Source organism: Streptacidiphilus sp. ASG 303 (genome assembly GCF_020991365.1).
Classification (GTDB): Bacteria; Actinomycetota; Actinomycetes; order Streptomycetales; family Streptomycetaceae; genus Peterkaempfera.
This window is the reverse complement of the sequence record NZ_JAJLRA010000001.1, coordinates 125,797-147,813: the sequence shown is the minus strand read 5'-3', so window position 1 is coordinate 147,813 and position 22,017 is coordinate 125,797. Positions and strand designations below refer to the sequence as shown.

17 protein-coding genes, 2 pseudogenes and 1 riboswitch are annotated in these 22,017 nt (G+C 75.9%); of the genes and pseudogenes, 11 read left to right on the top strand and 8 right to left on the bottom strand.

All coding sequences use genetic code 11. From position 1 onward, the window contains the following. Positions 1–130 precede the first annotated feature (130 nt). Entirely contained in the window at positions 131–649 is a 519-nt protein-coding gene (locus LO771_RS00690) for a DUF2087 domain-containing protein (protein WP_230647228.1), read from the bottom strand. 517 nt (positions 650–1,166) lie between these two features. Between LO771_RS00690 and LO771_RS00685 the strand changes: the two genes are divergently transcribed. From LO771_RS00685 to LO771_RS00675, 3 genes are all read left to right on the top strand, one after another. After that, positions 1,167–3,524, top strand: coding sequence for a M4 family metallopeptidase (locus LO771_RS00685; protein WP_230647226.1), 2,358 nt, complete (start codon positions 1,167–1,169; stop codon positions 3,522–3,524). A gap of 153 nt (positions 3,525–3,677) precedes the next feature. Then, complete coding sequence (locus LO771_RS00680) at positions 3,678–4,181, top strand: GNAT family N-acetyltransferase (RefSeq protein WP_230647224.1); 504 nt, start codon at positions 3,678–3,680, stop codon at positions 4,179–4,181. A gap of 130 nt (positions 4,182–4,311) precedes the next feature. Then, complete coding sequence (locus LO771_RS00675; RefSeq protein WP_230647222.1) at positions 4,312–4,578, top strand: hypothetical protein; 267 nt, start codon at positions 4,312–4,314, stop codon at positions 4,576–4,578. Positions 4,579–4,661: 83 nt separating this feature from the next. Here LO771_RS00675 and bioD read toward each other — a convergent pair whose 3' ends face one another. The 3 genes from bioD to bioB form a co-directional block, all read right to left on the bottom strand. Continuing rightward, positions 4,662–5,414, bottom strand: coding sequence for a dethiobiotin synthase (bioD, locus tag LO771_RS00670; RefSeq protein WP_230647220.1), 753 nt, complete (start codon positions 5,412–5,414; stop codon positions 4,662–4,664). A 65-nt stretch (positions 5,415–5,479) separates the two neighbouring features. Beyond that, positions 5,480–6,781, bottom strand: coding sequence for an adenosylmethionine--8-amino-7-oxononanoate transaminase (locus tag LO771_RS00665; RefSeq protein ID WP_230647218.1), 1,302 nt, complete (start codon positions 6,779–6,781; stop codon positions 5,480–5,482). Beyond that, complete coding sequence (gene bioB, locus LO771_RS00660; RefSeq protein ID WP_230647216.1) at positions 6,781–8,073, bottom strand: biotin synthase BioB; 1,293 nt, start codon at positions 8,071–8,073, stop codon at positions 6,781–6,783. Before bioB ends, LO771_RS00665 begins: the two co-directional genes overlap by 1 nt. A 207-nt stretch (positions 8,074–8,280) precedes the next feature. Between bioB and LO771_RS00655 the strand changes: the two genes are divergently transcribed. After that, on the top strand, positions 8,281–9,156 hold the full coding sequence (locus tag LO771_RS00655) for a hypothetical protein (RefSeq protein WP_230647214.1): 876 nt from the start codon (positions 8,281–8,283) through the stop codon (positions 9,154–9,156). 91 nt (positions 9,157–9,247) lie between these two features. Next, positions 9,248–9,511: pseudogene (locus tag LO771_RS00650) on the top strand (hypothetical protein); the annotation flags it as partial. A gap of 17 nt (positions 9,512–9,528) precedes the next feature. Here LO771_RS00650 and LO771_RS00645 read toward each other — a convergent pair. Continuing rightward, the gene (locus LO771_RS00645) at positions 9,529–10,182 is read right to left on the bottom strand and encodes a class I SAM-dependent methyltransferase (protein WP_230647212.1); all 654 of its coding nucleotides are present in this window, start codon (positions 10,180–10,182) and stop codon (positions 9,529–9,531) included. A gap of 560 nt (positions 10,183–10,742) precedes the next feature. Here LO771_RS00645 and helR point away from each other — a divergent pair. Next, entirely contained in the window at positions 10,743–12,890 is a 2,148-nt protein-coding gene (helR, locus tag LO771_RS00640) for an RNA polymerase recycling motor ATPase HelR (protein WP_230647210.1), read from the top strand. A gap of 205 nt (positions 12,891–13,095) precedes the next feature. Here the strand turns inward: helR and LO771_RS00635 are convergent, their stop codons facing one another. Continuing rightward, on the bottom strand, positions 13,096–15,600 hold the full coding sequence (locus LO771_RS00635; RefSeq protein WP_230647208.1) for an RNA helicase: 2,505 nt from the start codon (positions 15,598–15,600) through the stop codon (positions 13,096–13,098). Between the two features lie 121 nt (positions 15,601–15,721). Here LO771_RS00635 and LO771_RS00630 point away from each other — a divergent pair, with 121 nt between their 5' ends. Then, complete coding sequence (locus LO771_RS00630; protein ID WP_230647206.1) at positions 15,722–17,071, top strand: 8-amino-7-oxononanoate synthase; 1,350 nt, start codon at positions 15,722–15,724, stop codon at positions 17,069–17,071. 63 nt (positions 17,072–17,134) lie between these two features. Here the strand turns inward: LO771_RS00630 and LO771_RS00625 are convergent, their stop codons facing one another. Both LO771_RS00625 and LO771_RS00620 read right to left on the bottom strand, forming a co-directional pair. Beyond that, the gene (locus LO771_RS00625; protein WP_308188800.1) at positions 17,135–17,722 is read right to left on the bottom strand and encodes a C40 family peptidase; all 588 of its coding nucleotides are present in this window, start codon (positions 17,720–17,722) and stop codon (positions 17,135–17,137) included. Between the two features lie 2 nt (positions 17,723–17,724). Beyond that, a riboswitch (cyclic di-AMP (ydaO/yuaA leader) is annotated at positions 17,725–17,948 on the bottom strand. Between the two features lie 467 nt (positions 17,949–18,415). Continuing rightward, the gene (locus LO771_RS00620; RefSeq protein ID WP_230647915.1) at positions 18,416–18,994 is read right to left on the bottom strand and encodes an ATP-dependent Clp protease proteolytic subunit; all 579 of its coding nucleotides are present in this window, start codon (positions 18,992–18,994) and stop codon (positions 18,416–18,418) included. 75 nt (positions 18,995–19,069) lie between these two features. Here LO771_RS00620 and LO771_RS00615 point away from each other — a divergent pair, with 75 nt between their 5' ends. The 4 genes and pseudogenes from LO771_RS00615 to LO771_RS00600 all read left to right on the top strand — a co-directional run bounded on the left by LO771_RS00615 (position 19,070) and on the right by LO771_RS00600 (position 22,002). Further along, entirely contained in the window at positions 19,070–19,378 is a 309-nt protein-coding gene (locus tag LO771_RS00615; protein ID WP_230647204.1) for a type II toxin-antitoxin system Phd/YefM family antitoxin, read from the top strand. 138 nt (positions 19,379–19,516) lie between these two features. Beyond that, positions 19,517–19,819, top strand: coding sequence for an urease subunit gamma (locus LO771_RS00610; protein ID WP_230647202.1), 303 nt, complete (start codon positions 19,517–19,519; stop codon positions 19,817–19,819). Next, a pseudogene (locus LO771_RS00605) lies at positions 19,816–20,142 on the top strand (urease subunit beta); the annotation flags it as partial. The gene LO771_RS00610 and the pseudogene LO771_RS00605, both read left to right, overlap by 4 nt. 153 nt (positions 20,143–20,295) lie before the next feature. Beyond that, positions 20,296–22,002 (top strand): urease subunit alpha, encoded by a 1,707-nt coding sequence (locus LO771_RS00600; protein ID WP_230647914.1) that lies wholly within the window; start codon positions 20,296–20,298, stop codon positions 22,000–22,002. Positions 22,003–22,017 lie beyond the last annotated feature (15 nt).

Genomic DNA, 22,017 nt, shown 5'->3' with positions numbered 1-22,017 from the left:
CGGGAGAGGCGGACCCGGGAGAGGCGCCCTGCCGGCAGGCCCGTACCTCCGCACGTCCCTACATCCGCAGATCGACAGGACGACAGGTCGACAGGGCGTCATGCCGCCCGGCCGCCCGGTTGCCAGGAGGTCAGGCGGCGACCCGGTACTCCCGCCCGTCGGCGGAGCGGACCAGCAGGCCGCCCTCCACCAGGTAGCGGCGCAGGGCGGCGCAGTCGTCCCAGTACTGCCGGATGGCGATGTTGACCTCGCCCTCGGAGTAGACGGCGCCGGTGTCGAACATCCGGTCCACCAGGTGCTCCAGCAGGGCCCGCCGCAGCTCGCGGCGGACCGGCACGGAGGTGAGCCGCCCGTCGGGGGCGAAGAGGGCGCGCAGGGCGGGACCGCGGTCGTCCGAGGGCTCCTCGCGTCGTCGCAGCGCCTCGGCGAAGACGTCCGGACGGGCCGTCAGGAGACCCTCGGGGGAGCGTCCGACCATCCCTGCGGCGGCCAGCCGGTCCACCGCGTGCGACGCCCGGGGCTCGGCCGCGGAGAGCTCGTCCAGGGTCGTCCCGGCGTCGCCGGCGAGCACGATCCGGGAGAGGACCCGCAGCCGTCCGGGGTCGGCCAGGGCCGAGACCAGGCGTGCGGAGTGGCCGGATTGCGTCATGGGGGGATCCGCCTTCGTGTCGTGTTCCCGGCGCCGGGGGCGCCGGCGGCCGGGGCCCCGCTCCGGCGGCGTCGGCCGCCCGGGGTCCGTACCCACGGTGGCGGGCGCCCGCTGCGTACGCAAACGTTTTTGCGGCCCCGGCCGGGTCCCCGCCGCGGCCGCGCGGGCCAACGGTGCATGTGATCCTCGCCCACCGGTGACCGCCGCGGCAAGAGGGTGCGTCGATTCCCGGACAAACTCTGTTCTGTACCTGTCATTCACATCCGGTTTCCTGCCACGATCGCCTCCGGCCGTAGGAGTACCCGTCCGTACGGTCGGTCGGCCGCCCCGAGGGCCCGTGTACGCCCCCCGGACCGGCCGGACCGGCGCGCCGTCCCACGCGCGCCGCCGCACCAGGCTCCGCGTTCCGCCGCACCGCCCCGGTCCGCCCATCGGCGTACCGGGCCCCTCACGGCCGTCACCCAGCGGCCAGGTTCCTGATCGGCCGTCACCCAGCGGCCGACCGGAAGGAGTCCGTATGTCCCGCCCCGTCCCCGCACGCGTCGCCACGGCCGCACTGGCCGCGGCGACCGCGCTGCTCGCCGCCGGCGTGCCGCTGACCGCCCACGCGGCGACGGCCTCCGCCGCCGGCGGCGCCGCGAAGACCCGCGCCCTCCCGCTGGGCAAGGCCCAGCGCGCCGAGCTCCTCACCAAGGCCGGTCAGGACAGCGGCCGCGTCGCCGCCGCCCTCGGCCTCGGCGCCCGGGAGAAGCTGGTCGCCAAGGACGTCATGGTCGACAGCGACGGCACCCGCCACGTGCGCTACGACCGGACCTTCGCCGGCCTGCCCGTGCTCGGCGGCGACCTCGTCGTCCACGAGCGCGCGGACGGCACCCCGAAGGCCGTGGACCGCGCCAGCACCGCCGCGCTGGCCGTCAGGAGCACCACGCCCGGCATCGCCAGGGCGCAGGCCGGCAAGGCGTCCCTCGCCGCCGCCCGCGGCGCCAAGGCCTCCGGCGTCGCCCCCCGCCTGGTCGTCTGGGCCGCCAAGGGCACGCCGAAGCTCGCCTGGGACACCGTGGTCGAGAGCGTGGAGAAGGACGGCACGCCCAGCCGCCTGCACGTCGTCACCGACGCGAAGTCCGGCACGGTGCTCGGGAAGTTCGAGGACATCAAGACCGGCACCGGCACCGGCGTGTACGTGGGCCAGGTCAACCTGACCACCACCCTGTCCGGGTCGACGTACCAGCTCAAGGACGGCTCCCGCGGCGGCCAGTACACCACCGACCTCAACGGCGGCACCTCCGGCAGCGGCACCCTCTTCACCGACGCCGACGACGTCTGGGGCAACGGCAGCGCCTCCAACCGGCAGTCCGCCGCCGTCGACGCCCAGTACGGCACCGCCGCCACCTGGGACTTCTACAAGAACACCTTCGGCCGCACCGGCATCAAGAACAACGGCGTGGGCGCCTACAACCGGGTCCACTACGGCAGCAGCTACGTCAACGCCTTCTGGGACGACACCTGCTTCTGCATGACCTACGGCGACGGCTCCGGGAACACCCACCCGCTGACCGCCCTCGACGTGGCCGGCCACGAGATGAGCCACGGCGTCACCTCCGCCACGGCCAACCTCACCTACTCCGGGGAGTCCGGCGGCCTCAACGAGGCCACCTCCGACATCCTCGGCACCGGCGTCGAGTGGTACGCCAACCTGCCCGCCGACCCGCCGGACTACCTCATCGGCGAAGAGATCGACATCAACGGCAACGGCACGCCGCTGCGCTACATGGACCAGCCCTCCAAGGACGGCTCGTCCAAGGACAGCTACTACTCCGGCATCGGCAGCATCGACGTGCACTACTCGTCGGGCCCGGCCAACCACTTCTTCTACCTGCTCTCCGAGGGCAGCGGCGCCAAGGTGATCAACGGCGTCAGCTACAACAGCCCCACGGTCAACGGCATCACCGTCACCGGCATCACCCGCGCCAAGGCCCTCGCCGTCTGGTACCGGGCGCTGACGACGTACTTCACCTCCAGCACCAACTACGCGGGCGCCCGCACCGGCACCCTCAGCGCCGCCGCCGACCTCTACGGCTCCGGCAGCGCCGAGTACAACGCGGTCGCCACCGCCTGGGCCGCCGTCGGCGTCGGCTCCGTGCCGAGCGGCGGCGTCACCGTCACCAACCCGGGCAACCAGTCCACCGCCACCGGCACCCCGGTCAGCCTGACCGTCAAGGCCACCGGCGGCACCGGCAGCTACACCTGGAGCGCGACCGGCCTGCCCGCGGGCCTGTCCATCAACTCCTCCACCGGCGTGATCAGCGGCACCCCGACCACGGCGGGCACCTCCAACGTCACGGTCACCGCCAAGGACAGCGCCAACGCCTCCGGCTCCACCTCCTTCACCTGGACCGTCAGCACCGGCGGTGGCGGCGGCTGCACCGCGCAGCAGCTCCTCGGCAACGCGGGCTTCGAGACCGGCAGCGCCGCCCCGTGGACGGCCAGCTCCGGCGTGGTCGACAACAGCACCGGCGAGGCCGCGCACTCGGGCTCCTGGAAGGCCTGGATGAACGGCTACGGCAGCACCCACACCGACACCCTCTCCCAGACGGTGTCCGTGCCGGCCGGCTGCAAGGCCACGCTTACCTTCTGGCTCCACATCGACACCGCGGAGACCACCACCACCAGCGCCTACGACAAGCTCTCCGTCCAGGCGAACTCCACCACGCTGGCCAGCTTCTCCAACCTCAACAAGAACACCGGCTACGTGCAGAAGTCCTACGACCTGTCCTCCTTCGCGGGGCAGTCGGTGACCCTGAAGTTCACCGGCACCGAGGACTCCTCGCTGCAGACCAGCTTCGTGGTCGACGACACCGCCCTGACCACCGGCTGACCCCGGTCCCCCGGGCAGCGCACCTGAACACCTGAACACCTGAGCACCCGGGCGCCACCGCCCGGCACGACGGGCCCGGCAGCACCGCTGCCGGGCCCGTCCGCATGCCGGAAACCCCGGCGGGCCGCCCGGCCGCCGTACTACACCCTCCCCATGGACACCCCGAACGCCACCGCGGCCGCCGTACCCGCCCCCGCTCCCGCTCCCGCCGCGCCGGCCCCCGCCGCGCCCGCCGTCGGCCCGGCCGCACCCGCGGACATCCCCGACCTGCTCGCCTTCTGGGCGCAGGCCGCCGAGGGGCGGAGCATCACCGACGACGAGGACGGCGTCGCCCGGCTGCTGGCACGCGACCCGGGTGCCCTCCTCACCGCCCGCGTCGACGGCGTGCTCGCGGGCACCGTCATCGCCGGCTGGGACGGCTGGCGCTGCCACCTCTACCGCCTCGCCGTCCACCCCGCCCACCGCCGCCGCGGCGTCGCCACCGCCCTGCTCGCCGCCGCGGCGGAGCGCTTCCAAACCCTCGGCGGCCGCCGCGCCGACGCCATGGTCCTCGACCGCAACACCGCAGGCCGCGCCGCCTGGCAGGCCGCCGGGTACGCCCCCGACGCGGGCTGGACCCGCTGGACGAGGCCCCTGCCCGACTCCCCGGAGGGATGACCGGCCCCGCCGGGGGCCGGGCCGGTCCGCGCCGCGGCGACCCGGCCCGGAACGGCGAAGACGCTGCGCCCCGCCCGCACCGGGCCCTACGGTGTTCTCCTCGCACGGCGCCCCACCGCTGGAGGAGCACATGGCCGGGAACCCCGACCTGCCCGAGAAGGTCTTCTCCGAGCAGCTCGCGCTGCCCGACGGACGCCGGGTCCGCGTCCTCGCCTACGACGACGGCAGCGTCCGCTTCTGCCTCAAGGGTCTGCCCTACGTCCTGACCGAGGCGTACCTCAGCGGCGGTGGGGACGACGAGGCGATCGTGCGGCTGTCCCCGGGGAGGCAGGGCAGCGCGGCGGACCGCAACTGGATGGCCAGGAAGCTCGACGGCCGGGGCGGCGCCTCCGCGTGAGGCGGGGACGCGGCGCAGCGCCGCCGCGCCGCGTCCGCGTGGAGGCGCCGCCCCGGCCGTCCTCCCGGTCCGCGGAGGGTGTCTCAGACCGCGGGCAGGGGCGGCGGGGCGGCGTGGGCGGCGGTGAACGCGGACGCGTCCCAGGTGCCGCCGAGGCGGGGGGAGAGGCCGGCCCGGGCGGCGGACAGGAAGCCCGGGCCGCCGGAGGCCGCGCAGCCCGCCGGGAGGGCGCCGAGCAGGGGCGCGCCGGTCACCGCCGGGAGGTCGGCGAGGTTGCAGCGGGCCGCCAGGTCGGGGTCGGCGGGCCAGGAGCCCACCACCAGGCCCAGCAGCGGCAGGCCGCGGGCGCGCAGCGCCTCGGCGGTGAGGGCGGCGCCGTTGAGGGTGCCCAGTCCGGCCGGGGCGACGGCCAGCACCTCGGCGGGGAGGCCCGCGGCGCGCATCGCCAGCGCCGCGTCGGCCAGGGTGTGCCCGGCCGCGTCGAGGCGGACGAGCAGTCCGCCCGCGCCCTCGACCAGCACCAGGTCGTGACCGGCGGCCAGCCGGGCCGCCTCCTCGGCGACCTCGCGGTGGCCGACCGGCGGCAGGCCGCAGCGGCGGGCGGCGGTGTCCGGGGCGAGCGGCTCGGGGTAGCGGGCGAGTTCGCTGCGGGTCACCGGACCGGCGAGCCGCGCCACCTCGTCCACGTCGCCGGGGTCGCCCGGCGCCACGCCCGTCTGGGCGGGCTTGAGCACCGCGACCCGCCGTCCGGCGTCGAGGGCCAGTGCGGCGACGGCCGCGGTGGTGACGGTCTTGCCGATCTCGGTGCCCGTCCCGGTGACGACCAGTACGGCCATGTGCCCTGCTCCGTTCCTCGTTCCGTTCCGCCGACGGGGTCCCGTCCCCCGGGCGGGGATCCGTGCTATCCCGCGGCGGCCGCCGCCGTGACCGCGGCCCCGATGCGGGCCAGGTCGTCGTCGCCGGTCACGTACGGCGGCATCGTGTAGACCAGGTCGCGGAACGGCCGCAGCCACACGCCCTCGCGGGCCGCGGCCCGGGTCGCCGCCGCCACGTCGACGGGGTGGTCCAGCTGCACCACGCCGATCGCGCCCAGCACCCGCACGTCGGCCACGCCCGGGACGTCCGCCGCCGGGGCGAGCCCCGCCCGCAGCCCGGCCTCGATCCGCTTCACCCCGCCGCGCCAGTCCTGCTCCAGCAGCAGGCCGGTGGAGGCGAGGGCCACGGCGGCGGCCAGCGGGTTGCCCATGAAGGTCGGCCCGTGGGCGAGGACCGGCACCTCGCCGCCGCTGATCCCCTCCGCCACCCGGGGCGTGCACAGCGCCGCGGCCATGGTGAGGTAGCCGCCGGTCAGCGCCTTGCCCACGCACATCACGTCGGGGGCGATCCCGGCGTGCTCCGCGGCGAAGAGCGCGCCGGTGCGCCCGAAGCCGGTCGCGATCTCGTCGAGGACCAGCAGCACGCCGTGGGCGTCGCACGCCTCCCGCAGCACCCGCAGGTAGCCGGGGGAGTGGAACCGCATCCCGCCCGCGCCCTGCACGACCGGCTCGACCACCACGGCGGCCAGCTCGTGCGCGTGGCGCTCCACCAGCCCGGCCAGCTCCGCCGCGTACGCGGGGTCGACGGGCGCGTCGAAGCCCGCCGGGGGCTCCGGCGCGAAGACCTGCTCGGGCAGCACGCCGTGCCACAGCCGGTGCATGCCGCCGTCGGGGTCGCAGACCGACATGGGGTGGAAGGTGTCGCCGTGGTAGCCGCCGCGCCAGGTCAGCAGCCGCCGCTTCTCCGGGCGGCCGAGCGAACGCCAGTACTGCAGGCACATCTTCACGGCGACCTCGACGGCCACCGAGCCGGAGTCGGCGAGGAAGACGTGCCGCAGCGGCTCCGGGGTGATCTCCGCCAGGAGGGCGGCCAGCCGCACGGCCGGCTCGTGGGTGAGCCCGCCGAACATGACGTGGCTCATCCGCCCCAGCTGGTCGCGGACCGCCGCGTCCAGCACCGGGTGCCCGTACCCGTGGACCGCCGCCCACCACGACGACATGCCGTCGACCAGCTCGCGCCGGCCCTCGACGGGCTCGGCCATCCGTAGCCGCACCCCCGACGCGGACTCCACCACGTACGGGGGCACGGCGGCCGGCATCGCGCCGTAGGGGTGCCAGACGTGCGCGCGGTCCAGGTCGAGCAGCTCCTGCGGGGTCGGACGCCCCATCAGGCGTTCGGCGGCAGGTCGGTGCCGGCGCCGCGCCGCCGCACCTGGACCAGGTCGGTGCGGGCCGCCCCGGCGGCGGCGGGCTCCGCCTCGCGGTCGGCGTCCGGGCCGGTCGCGGTCGCGGTCGTGGTCGCGGAGGCGGTGGCAGTGGCCGCGGCTGCGGGGGCGTGCGCGTGGCCGCAGGCGTCGCCGCAGCCGGCGGCCTCCGCGCCGCCGCAGCCGGACCCGGCCTGCTCCCCGCCGCCGCACGGCCCGCAGCCGCCCCCGGCGGCTGCGGCCCGGGCGTCGGCCCGGTGCTGCGGCAGGGTGGTCCGGTCGGCGCCCTCCACCTCGAAGCCGGCGTCGGCGATCATGTCGAGGTCGGCCTGCCCGGCCTGCCCCTCACTGGTGAGGTAGTCGCCCAGGAAGATCGAGTTCGCCAGGTGCAGCGCCAGCGGCTGCAGGCTGCGCAGGTGCACCTCGCGGCCCCCGGCCAGCCGCACCTCCACGTCGGGGCAGACGAACCGGACCATGGCGAGGATGCGCAGGCAGCGCTGCGGGGTGAGGTTCCACTCCTTCGCCAGCGGGGTGCCCTCGAAGGGGATCAGGAAGTTGACCGGCACCGAGTCCGGGTCCAGCTCCCGCAGCGAGAAGACCACGTCCACCAGGTCGGCGTCGCTCTCGCCCATGCCGGCGATCAGGCCGGAGCAGGCCGACAGCCCGGCGGCCTGGGCCTGCCGCACGGTGTCCACCCGGTCCTGGTAGTCGTGCGTGGTGCAGATCTCGGCGTACTTGTCGCCGGCCGTGTTGAGGTTGTGGTTGTACGCGTCGGCGCCGGCCGCCCGCAGCCGCTCCGCCTGGTCGTCGGAGAGGAGGCCCAGACAGGCGCACACCTCCACGCCCTCGTTGGCGCCCTTGACCGCCGCGATGGTGTCGGCGACCCGCTGCACGTCCCGGTCGGTCGGGCCGCGGCCGCTGGCCACCAGGCAGACCCGCTTGGCGCCGCCCGCCACGCCCGCGGCGGCGGCCTGCGCGGCCTGGTCGGGCTTCAGCCACGTGTACTTGAGGATCCCGGCCTCGGAGCCGAGCCGCTGCGAGCAGTACGAGCAGTCCTCGGGGCAGAGGCCGCTCTTCAGGTTGACCAGGTAGTTGAGCTTCACCCGGCGGCCGAACCAGTGCCGCCGCACCCGCCCCGCCGCGGCCACCACGTCGAGCAGGTCGTCGTCCGGGGTGGCCAGGACGGCGAGCGCCTCCTCCCGGGTGGGGAGCTCGCGGCTGAGGCCCTTCGCGACCAGCGTGTCCAGGAGATCCATGGGCCAGATCCTGCCGCCGTAGGCGGCGGCCGCGCCAGAGCGGAACCCGCCAGAAGATCCGCGCCCGGCTTTGACCGGTTGTCACAGGACCGGCGCGTACCGTAGTGACGCAGGTCACGGCGGTGGACCGGGCCGTCCCGGGCCCCCTGCGCCGAGGGCCCGCCCCCTCCTGGCCGCCCATGATCCTCCCGCATAGACTCCGGTGCCATGACAGAGCAGGAGGGGGGCGCCGCCCCGCAGCGCGTCCCGGCAGACGACACCGCGCGCGTCCCGGACGGCACCGACGGCACCGACGGCACCCCCGGCCCCGTCGGCCCGGCCGCGCCGCAGGAGGCGCAGGAGCCGGCCCGCCTGCGCCGCCGGCCCTCGCCCCGCCTGTGGGCCGTCCTGTCGGTCCTCCTGGTGGCCGGCCTCGCCGCGGCCCTCTGGGTGGACCGCTCCGACGGCAGCAGCCTCCTCGGCGGCTCGCAGGACGCCGCCCCCGGCTCCCCGTCCGGGCCGGGCCCCGCCGCCTCCGCCTCGGCCGACCCGGACGCCTTCACCGCCGACCGCTACTTCCCCGCGTCGCGCGGCGTCGACGAGGGCTCCGGCCAGGCGTCCCGCACCGCCGCCCGGCAGGGGGCGGACTGCGCGGACACCGTCCGCGGCGGCACCGCCGGCCGGATCGCCCGGATCGGCTGCACCGGCTACGTCGGCGCCACCTACACCCGGCTGGACGGCGCCGTCCTCACCACCGTCACGGTGCTGCGCTTCAAGGACGACCAGGGGGCCCGCAAGGCGGCCCTGACGCTCGGAGCCCACCCGGCCGACCTCGCCTTCGAGCCCGTCCCCGGCCCCGCCGGCGGCCCGTCGCCCGCCGCCGCGTCCCCGTCCACGGCCCCCGCCGCGACCCCGGCCGTGACCCCGGCCGTGACCGACCCGGCGGCGCTCTTCACCCGGGTCGCGGCGGTCCGGGGGTACGTGACCGTCACCAGCTCGGCCTTCCGCGACGGGCACCGTCCGACCGGCGCCGACCGCCAGCAGCTCGAGGACGCCACCCGGGCCGTCGCCCACACGGCGGGCGCGCAGCTCATGTGGCTCTGATGCGGTGATCGCCCACGATCACCGGGGCGGTGGTCGTGGCCCTCGGGCCGGTCGGATGTGACGACACGTCCGACCGGCGCGGGGAGACGGTGTGGTGCAACCGGTCAGGGCCCGCAGGCTGACCGGACAGGAGCGGCGGAAGCTGCAGCGCATCGTGCGTCGGGGCGGTACGGGCACGGTGCGGTTCCGGCGGGCGACGATGCCGCCGGCCGCGGCGGCCGGGAACAGGGTGCCGGTGATTGCGCGGCCCGTGCGGGCGGACGAGGGCGCGGTCCACGACGTGGTCCACCGCTTCGACCAGGTCGGGCCGGCCTGTCCGGACCGTGACCGCCGGCGGTCCGGGCCGGCGGCCTCACCCCGGGAACGGGCCCGTCAGGGCGTTTCGGGCTTGCAGGCCAGGAGACAGGCGTGCGGCCTCTTCACACGTCCATCGGGCTCCTGTTCCAGTCTCGCGGTGACGACGAGTCCGGCCTCCTCCAGCAGGTCGGCGATGCGGTCCAGGGGCAGGAGGTACGACTCGTAGGACACCGGACGGCCGTAGCCGTGGGTCGGCTGCAGCCGCTCATCGCCGACGTAGTCCCCCCAGAGCAGGTGGCCGCCGGGTGCGAGCGTGCGGTGGAACTCGGCGAACACGTCCGGCAGCCACTGCGGGGGCGTGTGATGGGTGGAGTACCAGGCCAGGATGCCGCCGAGCTCGTCGTCCCCCGTCTCCAGGGCGGTCATCGAGCCCTCGGTGAACCGCAGGTCCGGATGGGCGCGGCGGGCCAGCGCGACCATCTTCGGCGACAGGTCGACGCCGAAGGCGGACACCCCCAGCCCGGCCAGGTGCGCCGTCACGCGTCCGGGGCCGCACCCCAGGTCCGCGACCGGCCGCGGACCGGCCGTCCGCACCAGTTCGGCGAACCCCGCCAGCATCGCGCGTGACAGCGGGTCCATCTCGGCCGGAGGCGGGACGCGTTCCACGTAGTCGGCGGCGACCGTGTCGTACGACTCGCGGACGGCGGTCAGAAAGGAGGGCTCGGCCATGCGGGCGACCCTAGACCAGGCAACGGACAGGCCGTGGCGCGACCCTCGGCCGACCTGCGGGACATCCGCCGCTGCCGGCACCCGGCCGTCCCGCCACGCCGGTGGTCGTCCGCGGTCACGGCGCCGGCTGCCCGGCCCGGCCCGGACGGACGGTCGGGCGGCTGGTCCGTCGCCCTCCTGGCGCGGCCCGGGGACGGGCCGCGCGGAGGCCTTCCGCCCCGTCGCGGGGCGCCACCGCCCTGCGGGACCCGGGGACGACGAAAGGCGAGGAAAGAGGGAACACCCTCTCCTCGCCACTCTCAACGTATAGCGCATGGGGGGTCTTGCGGCAAGGCCCCGGTGCTGCCCCAGAATGGCCCGCCCAGGACGGAACCTGAAGAAATGAGAGATTCGCGACGTGTGCGTGTTTTCGTCGGCCGGCGGGCCGTGCGGTGACGTCGGACCGGTGGCCGGACCTGCGCCGAGGAGGCGGGTGCCCGCCACCGGGGCGGGGCTCTGCGCTCCGCGGTGCCCCGCGGCGCCGGACGGAGCGGCGCCGGCCGCGGATCGGAGCCGCTGACATGGGCCCTCTGACCACCGGCGCCTTCGACCTCCCCGACCACCTCTCCGCCAAGGCCGACCCGGCGCTGACCGCCGGCGACGAGCGGCACTTCGCGGTCGTCGCGCAGAGCCTCGGGCGGACGGTCGCCGACCTGTCCGACCGCCTCGACGCCGCGCGCAGGGCGCCCGGAGGTGTCGGCCGGGCCGCGATGGACCGGGACGCGGAGGTCCACCGGCTGACCGGCCGCCTGCGCGCCCTGCGCCGCTTCGGCCTGGACCTGTGCCTCGGCCGCATCGTCCGCGCCGACGACCCCGAGCCCGTGTACGTCGGACGGCTCGGCCTCACCGACGGCGCGGGCAGCCGGCTGCTGGTCGACTGGCGCTCCCCGGCGGCCGAGCCGTTCTTCGCCGCGACCCACGCCGACCCGATGGGGCTGGCGAGCCGCCGCCGGTACCGCTGGACCCGCGGCCGGATCAGCGACTACTGGGACGAGGTGTTCACCGCGGACGGGCTCGAGGGGCACGCCGCGCTCGACGACCAGTCCGCCTTCATCGCCGAGCTGGGTGCCCACCGGTCGCCCCGGATGCGGGACGTGCTCGCCACCATCCAGGCCGACCAGGACGCCGTCATCCGGGCCGGGTCCCGCGGCGCCCTCGTCGTGGACGGCGGCCCGGGCACGGGGAAGACCGTCGTCGCCCTCCACCGCTCCGCCTACCTCCTCCACTCCGACCCCCGGCTCGCCCGCGGCCGGGGCCGCGTGCTGTTCGTCGGCCCGCACCAGCCGTACCTGGACCACGTCGCCGACGTCCTCCCGAGCCTCGGGGAGGAGGGGGTGCAGACGTGCACCCTGCGGGACCTCGTCGCGGAGGGGGCCGGGGCGGCGGCCGAGACCGACCCGGAGGCCGCCCGGCTGAAGTCGTCCGCGGACATGCTGAGAGCGGTCGAGGCGGCCGTCCGGTTCTACGAGGAGCCGCCCGCCGAGGGGATGACCGTCACGACCGACTGGTCCGACGTGCGGCTGGGCCCGGACGACTGGGCCGAGGCGTTCGAGGCGCCGGAGCCGGGAACCCCGCACAACGAGGCGCGCGGGCAGATCCGGGAGGAGCTGCTCGCGATCCTGGCGGCCCGGCACGACGAGGACGTCCCGCCCGGCCTGCTCCGCAGGGCGCTCCTGGAGGACGAGGAGCTGATGGGGGCCCTCGACCGCGCATGGCCGCTGCTCGACGCGGCCGACCTCGTCGGGGACCTGTGGTCGGTCCCCGCCTACCTGCGGTTGTGCGCTCCCTGGCTCGGCCCCGACGAGGTCCGGAGGCTGCAGCGCGAGGACCCCCGGGCCTGGACGGTGTCCGACCTGCCGCTGCTGGACGCGGCGCGGCACCGGCTCGGCGACCCGCGGGCGGAACGCCGGAGGATCCGGCACGAGGCCGCCGTCGCCGCCGAGCGCGCGCGCATGGCCGCCGTCGTGGACCGCCTGCTCGAGGCCGACGACGACGGCGAGGGCGCGGTGACGATGCTGCGCGGACAGGACCTGCTGGACAGCCTGGTCGACGGGACCGCCCTGCCGGGCGCCGACCCGGACCGGCTCGCCGGCCCGTTCGCGCACGTCGTCGTGGACGAGGCCCAGGAGCTGACCGACGCGGAGTGGCGGATGCTGCTGCTCCGCTGCCCCTCCCGGAGCCTCACCGTCGTGGGGGACCGCGCCCAGGCCCGGCACGGGTTCACGGAGTCGTGGCGGGAGCGGCTGGGGCGGATCGGGCTCGACCGGGTCGAGGTGGCCTCCCTGGGCGTCAACTACCGGACGCCGGAGGAGGTCATGGCGGAGGCCGAGCCGGTCATCCGGGCGGTGCTCCCGGACGCCAACGTGCCGGTCTCCGTCCGCAGCAGCGGCGTCCCCGTCGTCCACGGGTCCGTCCGGGACCTGGACGCGGTCCTCGGCGCCTGGCTCGCCGAGCACGCCGAGGGGACCGCCTGCGTCATCGGCGACCCGGCGTTCCGGGCGACGCCCCGCGTCCGGTCGCTCACCCCGGAGCTGGCGAAGGGGCTCGAGTTCGACCTGGTCGTCCTCGTCGGCCCGGAGGCGTTCGGCGGGGGTGCGGAGGGGGCGGTCGACCGCTACGTCGCGATGACCCGGGCGACCCGGCAGCTCGTGGTCCTCACGGACTCCTGACGCCGGACGGGGCGGCACGACGGCGGCCCGGCGACGGCGGCCCGGCGGCCGCGGGGATCTGTACCGGCGCGGCCGCCCCGGGGACCGGTACCGGCCCGGACCGCGGGCGCCCCGGCGCACGGACCCGTGCACGGACCCGTGCACGGACCCGTGCGCGGACGCGGCGGGCCTCCCCGGCCGGGGGAGGCCCGCCGCACGCGCGTCCCTACATCCGGTCCACGGCGGTGACCCGCACCACGGCGTGCCCCGCCTCGTCCGACGCGGCCAGGTCCACCTCCGCGGAGATGCCCCAGTCGTGGTCGCCCGCCGGGTCGTCGAAGACCTGGCGCAGCCGCCACAGCCCGCGCTCCTCCTCGATGAGCAGCAGCTTGGGCCCGCGCGCGTCCGGCCCGGTGCCCAGGTCGTCGTGCTCGTCCCAGTAGGCGTCCATGGCGTCCGCCCAGCGGTCGGCGTCCCAGCCGTGCTCGCCGTCCAGCTCGCCGAGCTCGTGGTACCGCTCCAGGGCGGCCAGCTCCACCCGTCGGAACATCTCGTTGCGGACCAGCACCCGGAAGGCCCGGGTGTTGGCGGTGACCGGCGTGGTCCGCTCCTCCATCACGGCCGGGGAGCCGTCCTCCTCCGTCGGGTTGGCCAGCTGCTCCCACTCGTCGAGCAGGCTGGAGTCGACCTGGCGGACCAGCTCGCCGAGCCACGCGACGAGGTCCTTGAGGTCGTCGGTCTTCACGTCCTCCGGCACCGTCTGCTCCAGCGCCTTGTACGCGCCCGCCAGGTAGCGCAGGACCAGGCCCTCGCCGCGCGCCAGCTCGTAGTGGCCGACGTAGTCGGTGAAGGTCATCGCCCGCTCGTACAGGTCGCGGGCGACCGACTTGGGCCGCAGCGGGTGGTCGCCGATCCACGGGTGGGCGCGCCGGTACACGTCGTAGGCGTGGCCGAGCAGCTCCTCCAGGGGCTTCGGGTAGGAGATGTCCTGGAGCCGCTCCATGCGCTCCTCGTACTCGACCCCGTCCGCCTTCATCTGCGCCACGGCCTCGCCGCGGGCCTTGTTCTCCTGCGAGGCGAGGATCTGCCGCGGGTCGTCGAGGGTGGACTCCACCACCGACATCACGTCGAGCGCGTACGTCGGCGACGCCGGGTCCAGCAGCTCGAACGCGGCCAGGGCGAAGGTGGAGAGCGGCTGGTTGAGCGCGAAGTTCTCCTGCAGCTCCATGGTGAGCCGGGCGATGCGGCCCTCCGCGTCCGGCTCGGGCAGCCGCTCCACCACGCCCGCGTCCAGCAGCGAGCGGTAGATGGCGATCGCGTTGCGGATGTGGCGGCGCTGCGCCGGGCGCTCCTCGTGGTTGTCGGTGAGCAGGCGCCGCATCGCCTCGAAGGCGTTGCCGGGCCGGCCGATGACCGACAGCAGCATCGCGTGGCTCACCCGGAACCGGGAGACCAGCGGCTCCGGCTCGGCCGCGATCAGCCGCTCGAAGGTCTCCTCGCCCCAGTTGACGAAGCCCTCGGGCGCCTTCTTGCGGACCACCTTGCGCCGCTTCTTCGGGTCGTCGCCCGCCTTGGCCAGCGCCTTCTCGTTCTCCACCACGTGCTCGGGGGCCTGCGCCACCACCTGGCCGACGGTGTCGAAGCCCGCCCGCCCGGCGCGGCCCGCGATCTGGTGGAACTCGCGGGCCCGCAGCAGGCGCACCCGCTGCCCGTCGTACTTGCTGAGCGCGGTGAACAGCACCGTGCGGATCGGCACGTTGACGCCCACGCCGAGGGTGTCCGTGCCGCAGATGACCTTCAGCAGGCCGGCCTGCGCCAGGCGCTCCACCAGCCGCCGGTACTTGGGCAGCATGCCGGCGTGGTGCACGCCGATGCCGTGCCGCACGTAGCGCGACAGGTTGCGGCCGAACTTCGTGGTGAAGCGGAAGTTGCCGATCAGCGCGGCGATGGCGTCCTTCTCCGCCTTGCTGCACATGTTGATCGACATGAGGGACTGGGCCCGCTCGACCGCCGCCGCCTGGGTGAAGTGCACGACGTACACGGGGGCCTGCCCGGTGGAGAGCAGCTCCTCCAGGGTGTCGTGCATGGTGGTGCGCCGGTACTCGTAGAAGAGGGGCACCGGCCGCTCCGCCGACTTCACCACCGTCGTCGGGCGGCCCGTACGGCGCGTCAGGTCCCCCTCGAAGCGGCGGACGTCGCCGAGCGTCGCCGACATCAGCAGGAACTGCGCCTGCGGCAGCTCCAGGATCGGCACCTGCCACGCCCAGCCGCGGTCCGGCTCGGCGTAGAAGTGGAACTCGTCCATCACCACCTGGTGGATGTCGGCCCGCTCGCCGTCGCGCAGCGCGATGTTGGCGAGCACCTCGGCGGTGCAGCAGATGACGGGGGCGGTCGGGTTGACGCTGGCGTCGCCCGTCATCATGCCGACGTTGTCCGTGCCGAACATCTTCACCAGCTCGAAGAACTTCTCCGACACCAGCGCCTTGATGGGCGCGGTGTAGAAGGTGCGCTCCCGGCGGGCGAGCGCCGCGAAGTGCGCCCCCGCCGCCACCAGGCTCTTGCCGGAGCCGGTGGGCGTGTTGAGGATGACGTTCGCCCCGGAGACGATCTCGATCAGCGCCTCCTCCTGGTGGGGGTACAGCGTGATCCCCCGCTCCTCGGCCCAGCCGGCGAAGACTTCGAAGAGGGTGTCGGGGTCAGCGCTGCCGGGCAGCTCGTCGATGAGGCTCACCGCCCCATACTGCCTGGTCGGCCCGGACCCGGGCAAAGCTCCGCGTCCCCCCGCCCGGTACGCGCCGGTGTGGCCGGGAACGCGTTGCCGCCCTCCGGCGGCCCGTGCCAGAGTGCCCGGCATGGCCCACCCCACCGCCGCCGAGCCCGCCGCAGCGTCCACCGCCGGGCTTTCCGCCGAGGTCTCCGCCGAGCCTTCCGCCGGGGTTTCCGGCGCCCCGCCCGCGGCCGCCGGCCCGGCGTCCCCGGACCGCCCGGCCGCCCCGGCGTCCCCCGACCGCCCGGCCGCCCCGGCGCCGCCGCCCGCCGGACCGCCCGCCGGCCCCGGCGCCGTCTTCGACTGGCTCGACCGCGCCGCCGAGCAGCGCGCCCGCGCCGGGCTCACCCGCACCCTGCGCAGCCGCCCCGCCGACGACCCGGTGCTCGACCTGGCGGGCAACGACTACCTGGGCCTGGTCCGCCACCCCCGGGTGACCCGGGCCGCCGCCGACGCCGCGCTGCGCTGGGGCGGCGGCGCCACCGGCTCCCGGCTGGTCACCGGGACCACCGCGCTCCACACCGCCCTGGAGGAGGAGCTCGCGGAGTTCTGCGGCGCCGAGGCCGCACTGGTGTTCTCCTCCGGCTACGCCGCCAACCTGGCCGCCCTCACCGCGCTCACCGGCCCCGGCTCCCTCGTCGTCTCCGACGCCCACAACCACGCCTCGCTGATCGACGGCTGCCGGCTCTCCCGGGCGCAGGTCCGCCCGGTGCCGCACCGCGACCCGGCGGCGGTCCGGGCGGCGCTGGCCGCGCACGCCGGTCCGGCGCTCGTCGTCACCGACTCCCTCTTCTCCGTGGACGGCGACGCGGCGCCGCTGCCGGAGCTCTCCGCGGCCTGCCGCGCGCACGGCGCCGCGCTGCTCGTCGACGACGCCCACGGCCTCGGCGTCCTCGGCCCCGGCGGGGCGGGCGCGGCGGCCGGGTGCGGGCTGGCCGGCGCCCCCGACACGGTGGTCACCGCCACCCTCTCCAAGTCGCTCGGCTCCCAGGGCGGGGCGGTGCTCGGCCCCCGCAGGGTGATCCGCCACCTCACCGAGACGGCGCGCACCTTCATCTTCGACACGGGGCTGGCCCCCGCGGCCGCGGGGGCCGCCCTCGGGGCGCTGCGCCTGCTCCGGGAGGAGCCGCAGCGCGCGGACCGGGCCCGCGAGGTGGCGCGGCTGCTCGCCGACGGCCTCGCCGCCGCCGGGCTGCACGTCTCCGACCCGGCCGCCGCCGTGGTGTCGGTCCGGGCGCCCTCCCCGGAGGAGGCCGTGGCGTGGGCCGCGGACTGCCGGGCGGCCGGGGTCGCGGTGGGCTGCTTCCGGCCGCCGTCCGTCCCCGACGGCCTGTCCCGGCTGCGGCTCACCGCCCGCGGCGACCTCACGTCCGAGCAGGTCGACCGGGCGGTCGGCGTCCTTTCCCGGACGGCCCCGCGGAATGCGTTCCGATAAACGGGTGATCCCGTCGGGGGCCGTTCCGCCGAACGGCCCCCGACGGGATCGCGGTATTCCGGATCAGCCGATCCGGCCGTACCAGACGCTCTTCGTCCAGATGCGCTCCAGACGCACCCGGGCCCCCGAATGGGGTGCGTGCCAGATCTTCCCGCTGCCCGCGTAGATACCGACGTGGTAAATGCCCGAACCGCTGTGGAAGAAGACCAGGTCCCCCGGCCGGCGGCTGTCCGACCGGATGTGGTGCGTGCGGTTGTACTGGGCCTGGGCGGTGCGCGGAAGGGTCTTGCCGGCCTTCCGGTACGACCACATCACGAGGCCCGAGCAGTCGAACCGGGTCGGCCCGGCGGCCCCGTACACGTACGGCGCCCCCCGCTTGCCGGCGGCGATCCTCAGGGCCTTGGCGGACAGCGTCCCGGCGTCCGCCGTGCCGGACAGGCCGGGCGCCAGGCCGGCGCCCGCCACCGCGGCCACCGTCAGGACGGCGGTCGCCCCCACGCGGTTGACGAGCCGGCTGCGCCGGGTGCCGCTGCTGCGCCCCAGGTGGGGGCGGCTATCGCTGCCCTCCTCGGCGGCCCGCCGCCCCGAGGGGGCGGTGCCGGCGGAGGGTTCGCGGCGCACTGCGGCACGGGTGCGAGACATCGCGGACATGCATGTCCTTCCGGAACCGCCTGCGAAAGATGACCTGTCGGATTCGGGCACCGAAAGCTGCCCGGCCACCGTGGTGGCTTCACCCCAAGAGGCGGCGACCACCCCCGCCGCGGCGCTGCCGCGGAGGAGGAGCTCCCACCCCGTCGTGCTCGGGTCTCCCGCTCCCGTCGAAAACGAGTTCGCGCCTGACATCCGGGCCGGTGACGGGATTAGGCGTCCGACCGGATCGCCCCGCCACGGTGACGGGGACTTGTCGCGTTCGGCCGCCAGTATTGGCAGATTCCTGACTGTTCTTCATCTCGGGACCGGCCTTTGTGACACTTGTCACCCGGTTGAACCGGAACCGGAAGCCGCGTCCGGGCGGGTATTCCGCCCTCCTGCGCCACCCGGGTGACAGCACTTCAGAAAAGCGCTTTCACCTGGGGGAACGCGCGTATCCGGAAGGCGTGGTTCCCCCGTTCTCCACGCCTGTCGGCGACCCTGTGCGGACCGGTGCTCCTGCATCCGGGGGAGCGGGCTGCGGCACGCGGGCGACACGCCGCCCCGGGGCCCGTCCGGGTGGGCCGTTCACCCGTCCGGGGCGGATCGGGGACCCCGGCCGCCACCCGTCCCCGGCCGACGCGTTGTCAGGGTTTGCCCCTGTCGGTCCGGCCGTGCCGGGACCCGCCCGGCCGCCGCCGGAGTGATCCGGTGTCAGGCGCCCGGCTCCGGCCGCGGCACGCCCCGCTCGGCGACCCGGTCGGCCGGCCCGTAGCCGACCGCCTCCGCCGCCTCCAGGTACCGGCCCCGCCCCAGGTCGGCCGCGACCCGCTCGGGCGTGCGGCCGCAGTACCCGGCGAGCAGCTCCACCACCCGCCGCCGGGTGCGCTCCAGGTGCCGGACGTGCGCCTCCAGGTCCGCAGCGCGGCCCCGCAGCCCCTCCGCCGCCGGCTCCCGCAGCACCACGGACGACCCCGGCAGCACGACCCGCCTGCCGGGCGTGCCCGCCGCCAGCAGCAGCGCCGCGGTGCCCTCCGCCCGCCCCGCGCACACCGTCCCCACCTCGGGGGAGAGGTGCCGCATCGTGTCGTGCACCGCCGCGAACGCCTCGAAGGGGCCGCCGGGGGAGTGGACGCAGAGCCTCACCGGGGCCTCCGGGGCGGCCTGGTCCAGCTCCACCAGCTGCGCGACCAGCTCCCCGGCCGCCGCGTCGTCCAGCGGCCCGCGCAGGAAGACGGTGCGCTGCTCCCGCAGCAGCCGGTCGTACGGGGACGGTGCGGGGCTCCACGGCATCTGCTGCACGGTGTTCCACCTCTCCCGGTCGGCCCCCGGTTGCGTACAGAATGTACAGAACGCGAGAATGCCGGCATGCCCGCCGACATTCCGGTCACACAAGCCCGCGCCGCCCTCGCCGACCTCGTGAACCGGGTCGCGTACGGCGGCGAGCGGATCGCGCTGACCCGCCACGGGCGCACCGTCGCCGCCCTGGTCCCCGCCGAGGACCTGGAGCGGCTGCGCCGCCGGGACGCCGGGCAGGACGCGCCCGCCCACGCGGTCTCCGAGGTCTCGGGGCCCGGCGCGGGGCCGGACCGGGCGCCCGCCCGCCCGTTCGGCATCGCCGCCCGCGCTTCTGAGCCCCCCGCGACACGACGCGACCCCGACCTGCGGGACCTCTGACCAGGGGCGCCCCCTCTCCGCTACGGTGGCGGGCACGAGCACGACCTCCCGCGAGGCGGCCGCGGCGCCGCGCGCGGGAGCGCCACCGCGGCACAACGGCGTGTCCGCACCCTCCGACCGGAGCCGAGGTGCGCACCCGTGAGACTGACCCCCCACGAGCAGGAGCGCCTGCTCATCCACGTCGCGGCGGACGTCGCCCGCGCCCGCCGGGCCCGGGGACTGCGGCTCAACCACCCCGAGGCCGTCGCGCTGATCACCTCCCACATCCTGGAGGGCGCCCGCGACGGGCGGACCGTCGCCGAGCTGATGGAGTCCGGGCGGACCGTCCTCGGCCGCGACGACGTCATGGACGGCGTCCCGGAGATGGTCCCGGACGTGCAGGTCGAGGCGACCTTCCCGGACGGCACCAAGCTCGTCACCGTCCACGGGCCCCTCGCGTGACGGCCCCCGCGGGCGGCACCCCCGGGCCGGTGCCGGGGGAGGTCCTGCACGGCGACGGCACGGTCGGCCTCAACCACGGACGGCCCGTCACCCGGCTCACCGTCGTCAACGCCGCCGACCGGCCGGTCCAGGTCGGCTCCCACTACCACTTCGCCGAGGCCAACCCCGGGCTGGAGTTCGACCGCGCCGCCGCGTACGGCCTGCGGCTGAACATCCCGGCGGGCACCGCGGTCCGCTTCGAGCCGGGCATCCCGGCCGAGGTCGGGCTCGTCCCGCTCGGCGGCCGCCGCGAGGTGGCGGGGCTGCGCGGCGGGACCGCGGGGCCGCTCGACGCCGTTCCGGGCGGCCGGGAGGCGGCCGCACAGGATCCCGGCGGCCGGGGGCCGGCCGCGCAGGACACCGCCGTGCAGGACCCGGCCGGGCCCGGGCCCGCCGCCCCGGGCCCGGGCCGCAAGGCCCCCGCCCCCGCTCCCGCCCTGGTCGTCACCCGCGCCCGCTACGCCGACCTGTACGGCCCCACCGCCGGCGACCGGATCCGCCTCGCCGACACCGACCTGCTCGTCGAGGTCGAGCGGGACCTCGCGGGCGGCGGCGACGAGGCCGTCTTCGGCGGCGGCAAGGTCATCCGCGAGTCCATGGGCCAGTCCCGGGCGAGCCGCGCCGAGGGCGCCCCCGACACGGTCGTCACCGGCGCGGTCGTGCTCGACCACTGGGGTGTGGTCAAGGCCGACGTGGGCATCCGCGACGGCCGGATCACCGCCCTCGGCAAGGCCGGCAACCCGGAGACCATGGACGGCGTCCACCCCGGCCTGGTGATCGGCCCCGAGACCGAGGTGATCGCCGGGAACGGCCGGATCCTCACCGCGGGCGCCGTCGACGCCCACGTCCACTTCGTCTGCCCGCAGCTCGCCGACGAGGCGCTGGCCTCCGGCGTGACCACCCTGGTCGGCGGCGGCACCGGACCGGCCGAGGGCACCAAGGCGACCACGGTCACCCCCGGCGGCTGGCACCTCGCCCGGATGTTCGAGGCCATGGACGGCCTGCCGGTCAACGTCGGCCTGCTCGGCAAGGGCAGCACCGTCAACCCGGACGCCCTCCACGCCCAGCTCCGCGCCGGGGCCCTGGGCTTCAAGATCCACGAGGACTGGGGCGCCACCCCGGCCGCCATCGACGCCTGCCTGCGCGTCTGCGAGGCCACCGGCGCCCAGCTGGCCCTGCACACCGACACCCTCAACGAGGCCGGGTTCGTCCACGACACCCTGGCCGCCATCGCCGGGCGCGGCGTCCACGCCTACCACACCGAGGGCGCCGGAGGCGGCCACGCCCCCGACATCATCAGCGTGGTCTCGCAGGCCAACATCCTGCCCAGCTCCACCAACCCGACCCGCCCGCACACCGTCAACACCGTCGAGGAGCACCTCGACATGCTGATGGTCTGCCACCACCTCAGCCCGTCCGTGCCCGAGGACCTGGCCTTCGCCGAGTCCCGCATCCGGCCCTCCACCATCGCCGCCGAGGACCACCTGCACGACCTGGGCGCCATCTCCATCGTCAGCTCCGACTCGCAGGCCATGGGCCGCATCGGCGAGGTGGTGCTGCGCACCTGGCAGACCGCCCACGTGATGAAGCGCCGCAACGGCGCCCTGCCCGGCGACGGGCGCGCCGACAACCACCGGGCCCGCCGCTACGTCGCCAAGTACACGATCAACCCCGCCGTCGCCCAGGGAATCGACCACGAGATCGGCTCCGTCGAGCCCGGCAAGCTCGCCGACCTCGTGCTGTGGTCCCCGGCGTTCTTCGGCGTCAGGCCCGACCTGGTGATCAAGGGCGGGCAGATCGCCTGGGCGCAGATGGGCGACGCCAACGCCTCCATCCCCACCCCGCAGCCGGTGCTGCCGCGCCCCATGTTCGGCGCAGCCGGCCGCGCCCCCGCCGCCAACTCGGTCAACTTCACGGCCCCCGCCGCCCTGGAGGACGGCCTGCCGGAGCGGCTCGGCCTGGGCAAGCCCTTCACGGCCATCCGCAGCACCCGCGGCGTCACCAAGAACCACATGGTGAACAACACCGCCCGCCCCGACGTCCGGGTCGACCCCGACACCTTCACCGTCACCGTCGACGGCGGGGTCGTGGAGCCCGCCCCGGCCGCCGAGCTCCCGATGGCCCAGCGGTACTTCCTCTTCTGATCCCGCCCGGGCCCG

What these genes read in the sequence shown, in the direction of transcription:
- LO771_RS00690 (WP_230647228.1), bottom strand. Translation starts at nt 649, where the DNA reads ATGACGCAATCCGGCCACTCCGCACGCCTGGTCTCGGCCCTGGCCGAC.
- LO771_RS00685 (WP_230647226.1), top strand. Translation starts at nt 1,167, where the DNA reads ATGTCCCGCCCCGTCCCCGCACGCGTCGCCACGGCCGCACTGGCCGCG.
- LO771_RS00680 (WP_230647224.1), top strand. Translation starts at nt 3,678, where the DNA reads ATGGACACCCCGAACGCCACCGCGGCCGCCGTACCCGCCCCCGCTCCC.
- LO771_RS00675 (WP_230647222.1), top strand. Translation starts at nt 4,312, where the DNA reads ATGGCCGGGAACCCCGACCTGCCCGAGAAGGTCTTCTCCGAGCAGCTC.
- bioD (WP_230647220.1), bottom strand. Translation starts at nt 5,414, where the DNA reads ATGGCCGTACTGGTCGTCACCGGGACGGGCACCGAGATCGGCAAGACC.
- LO771_RS00665 (WP_230647218.1), bottom strand. Translation starts at nt 6,781, where the DNA reads ATGGGGCGTCCGACCCCGCAGGAGCTGCTCGACCTGGACCGCGCGCAC.
- bioB (WP_230647216.1), bottom strand. Translation starts at nt 8,073, where the DNA reads ATGGATCTCCTGGACACGCTGGTCGCGAAGGGCCTCAGCCGCGAGCTC.
- LO771_RS00655 (WP_230647214.1), top strand. Translation starts at nt 8,281, where the DNA reads ATGACAGAGCAGGAGGGGGGCGCCGCCCCGCAGCGCGTCCCGGCAGAC.
- LO771_RS00645 (WP_230647212.1), bottom strand. Translation starts at nt 10,182, where the DNA reads ATGGCCGAGCCCTCCTTTCTGACCGCCGTCCGCGAGTCGTACGACACG.
- helR (WP_230647210.1), top strand. Translation starts at nt 10,743, where the DNA reads ATGGGCCCTCTGACCACCGGCGCCTTCGACCTCCCCGACCACCTCTCC.
- LO771_RS00630 (WP_230647206.1), top strand. Translation starts at nt 15,722, where the DNA reads ATGGCCCACCCCACCGCCGCCGAGCCCGCCGCAGCGTCCACCGCCGGG.
- LO771_RS00625 (WP_308188800.1), bottom strand. Translation starts at nt 17,722, where the DNA reads ATGTCCGCGATGTCTCGCACCCGTGCCGCAGTGCGCCGCGAACCCTCC.
- LO771_RS00620 (WP_230647915.1), bottom strand. Translation starts at nt 18,994, where the DNA reads ATGCCGTGGAGCCCCGCACCGTCCCCGTACGACCGGCTGCTGCGGGAG.
- LO771_RS00615 (WP_230647204.1), top strand. Translation starts at nt 19,070, where the DNA reads ATGCCCGCCGACATTCCGGTCACACAAGCCCGCGCCGCCCTCGCCGAC.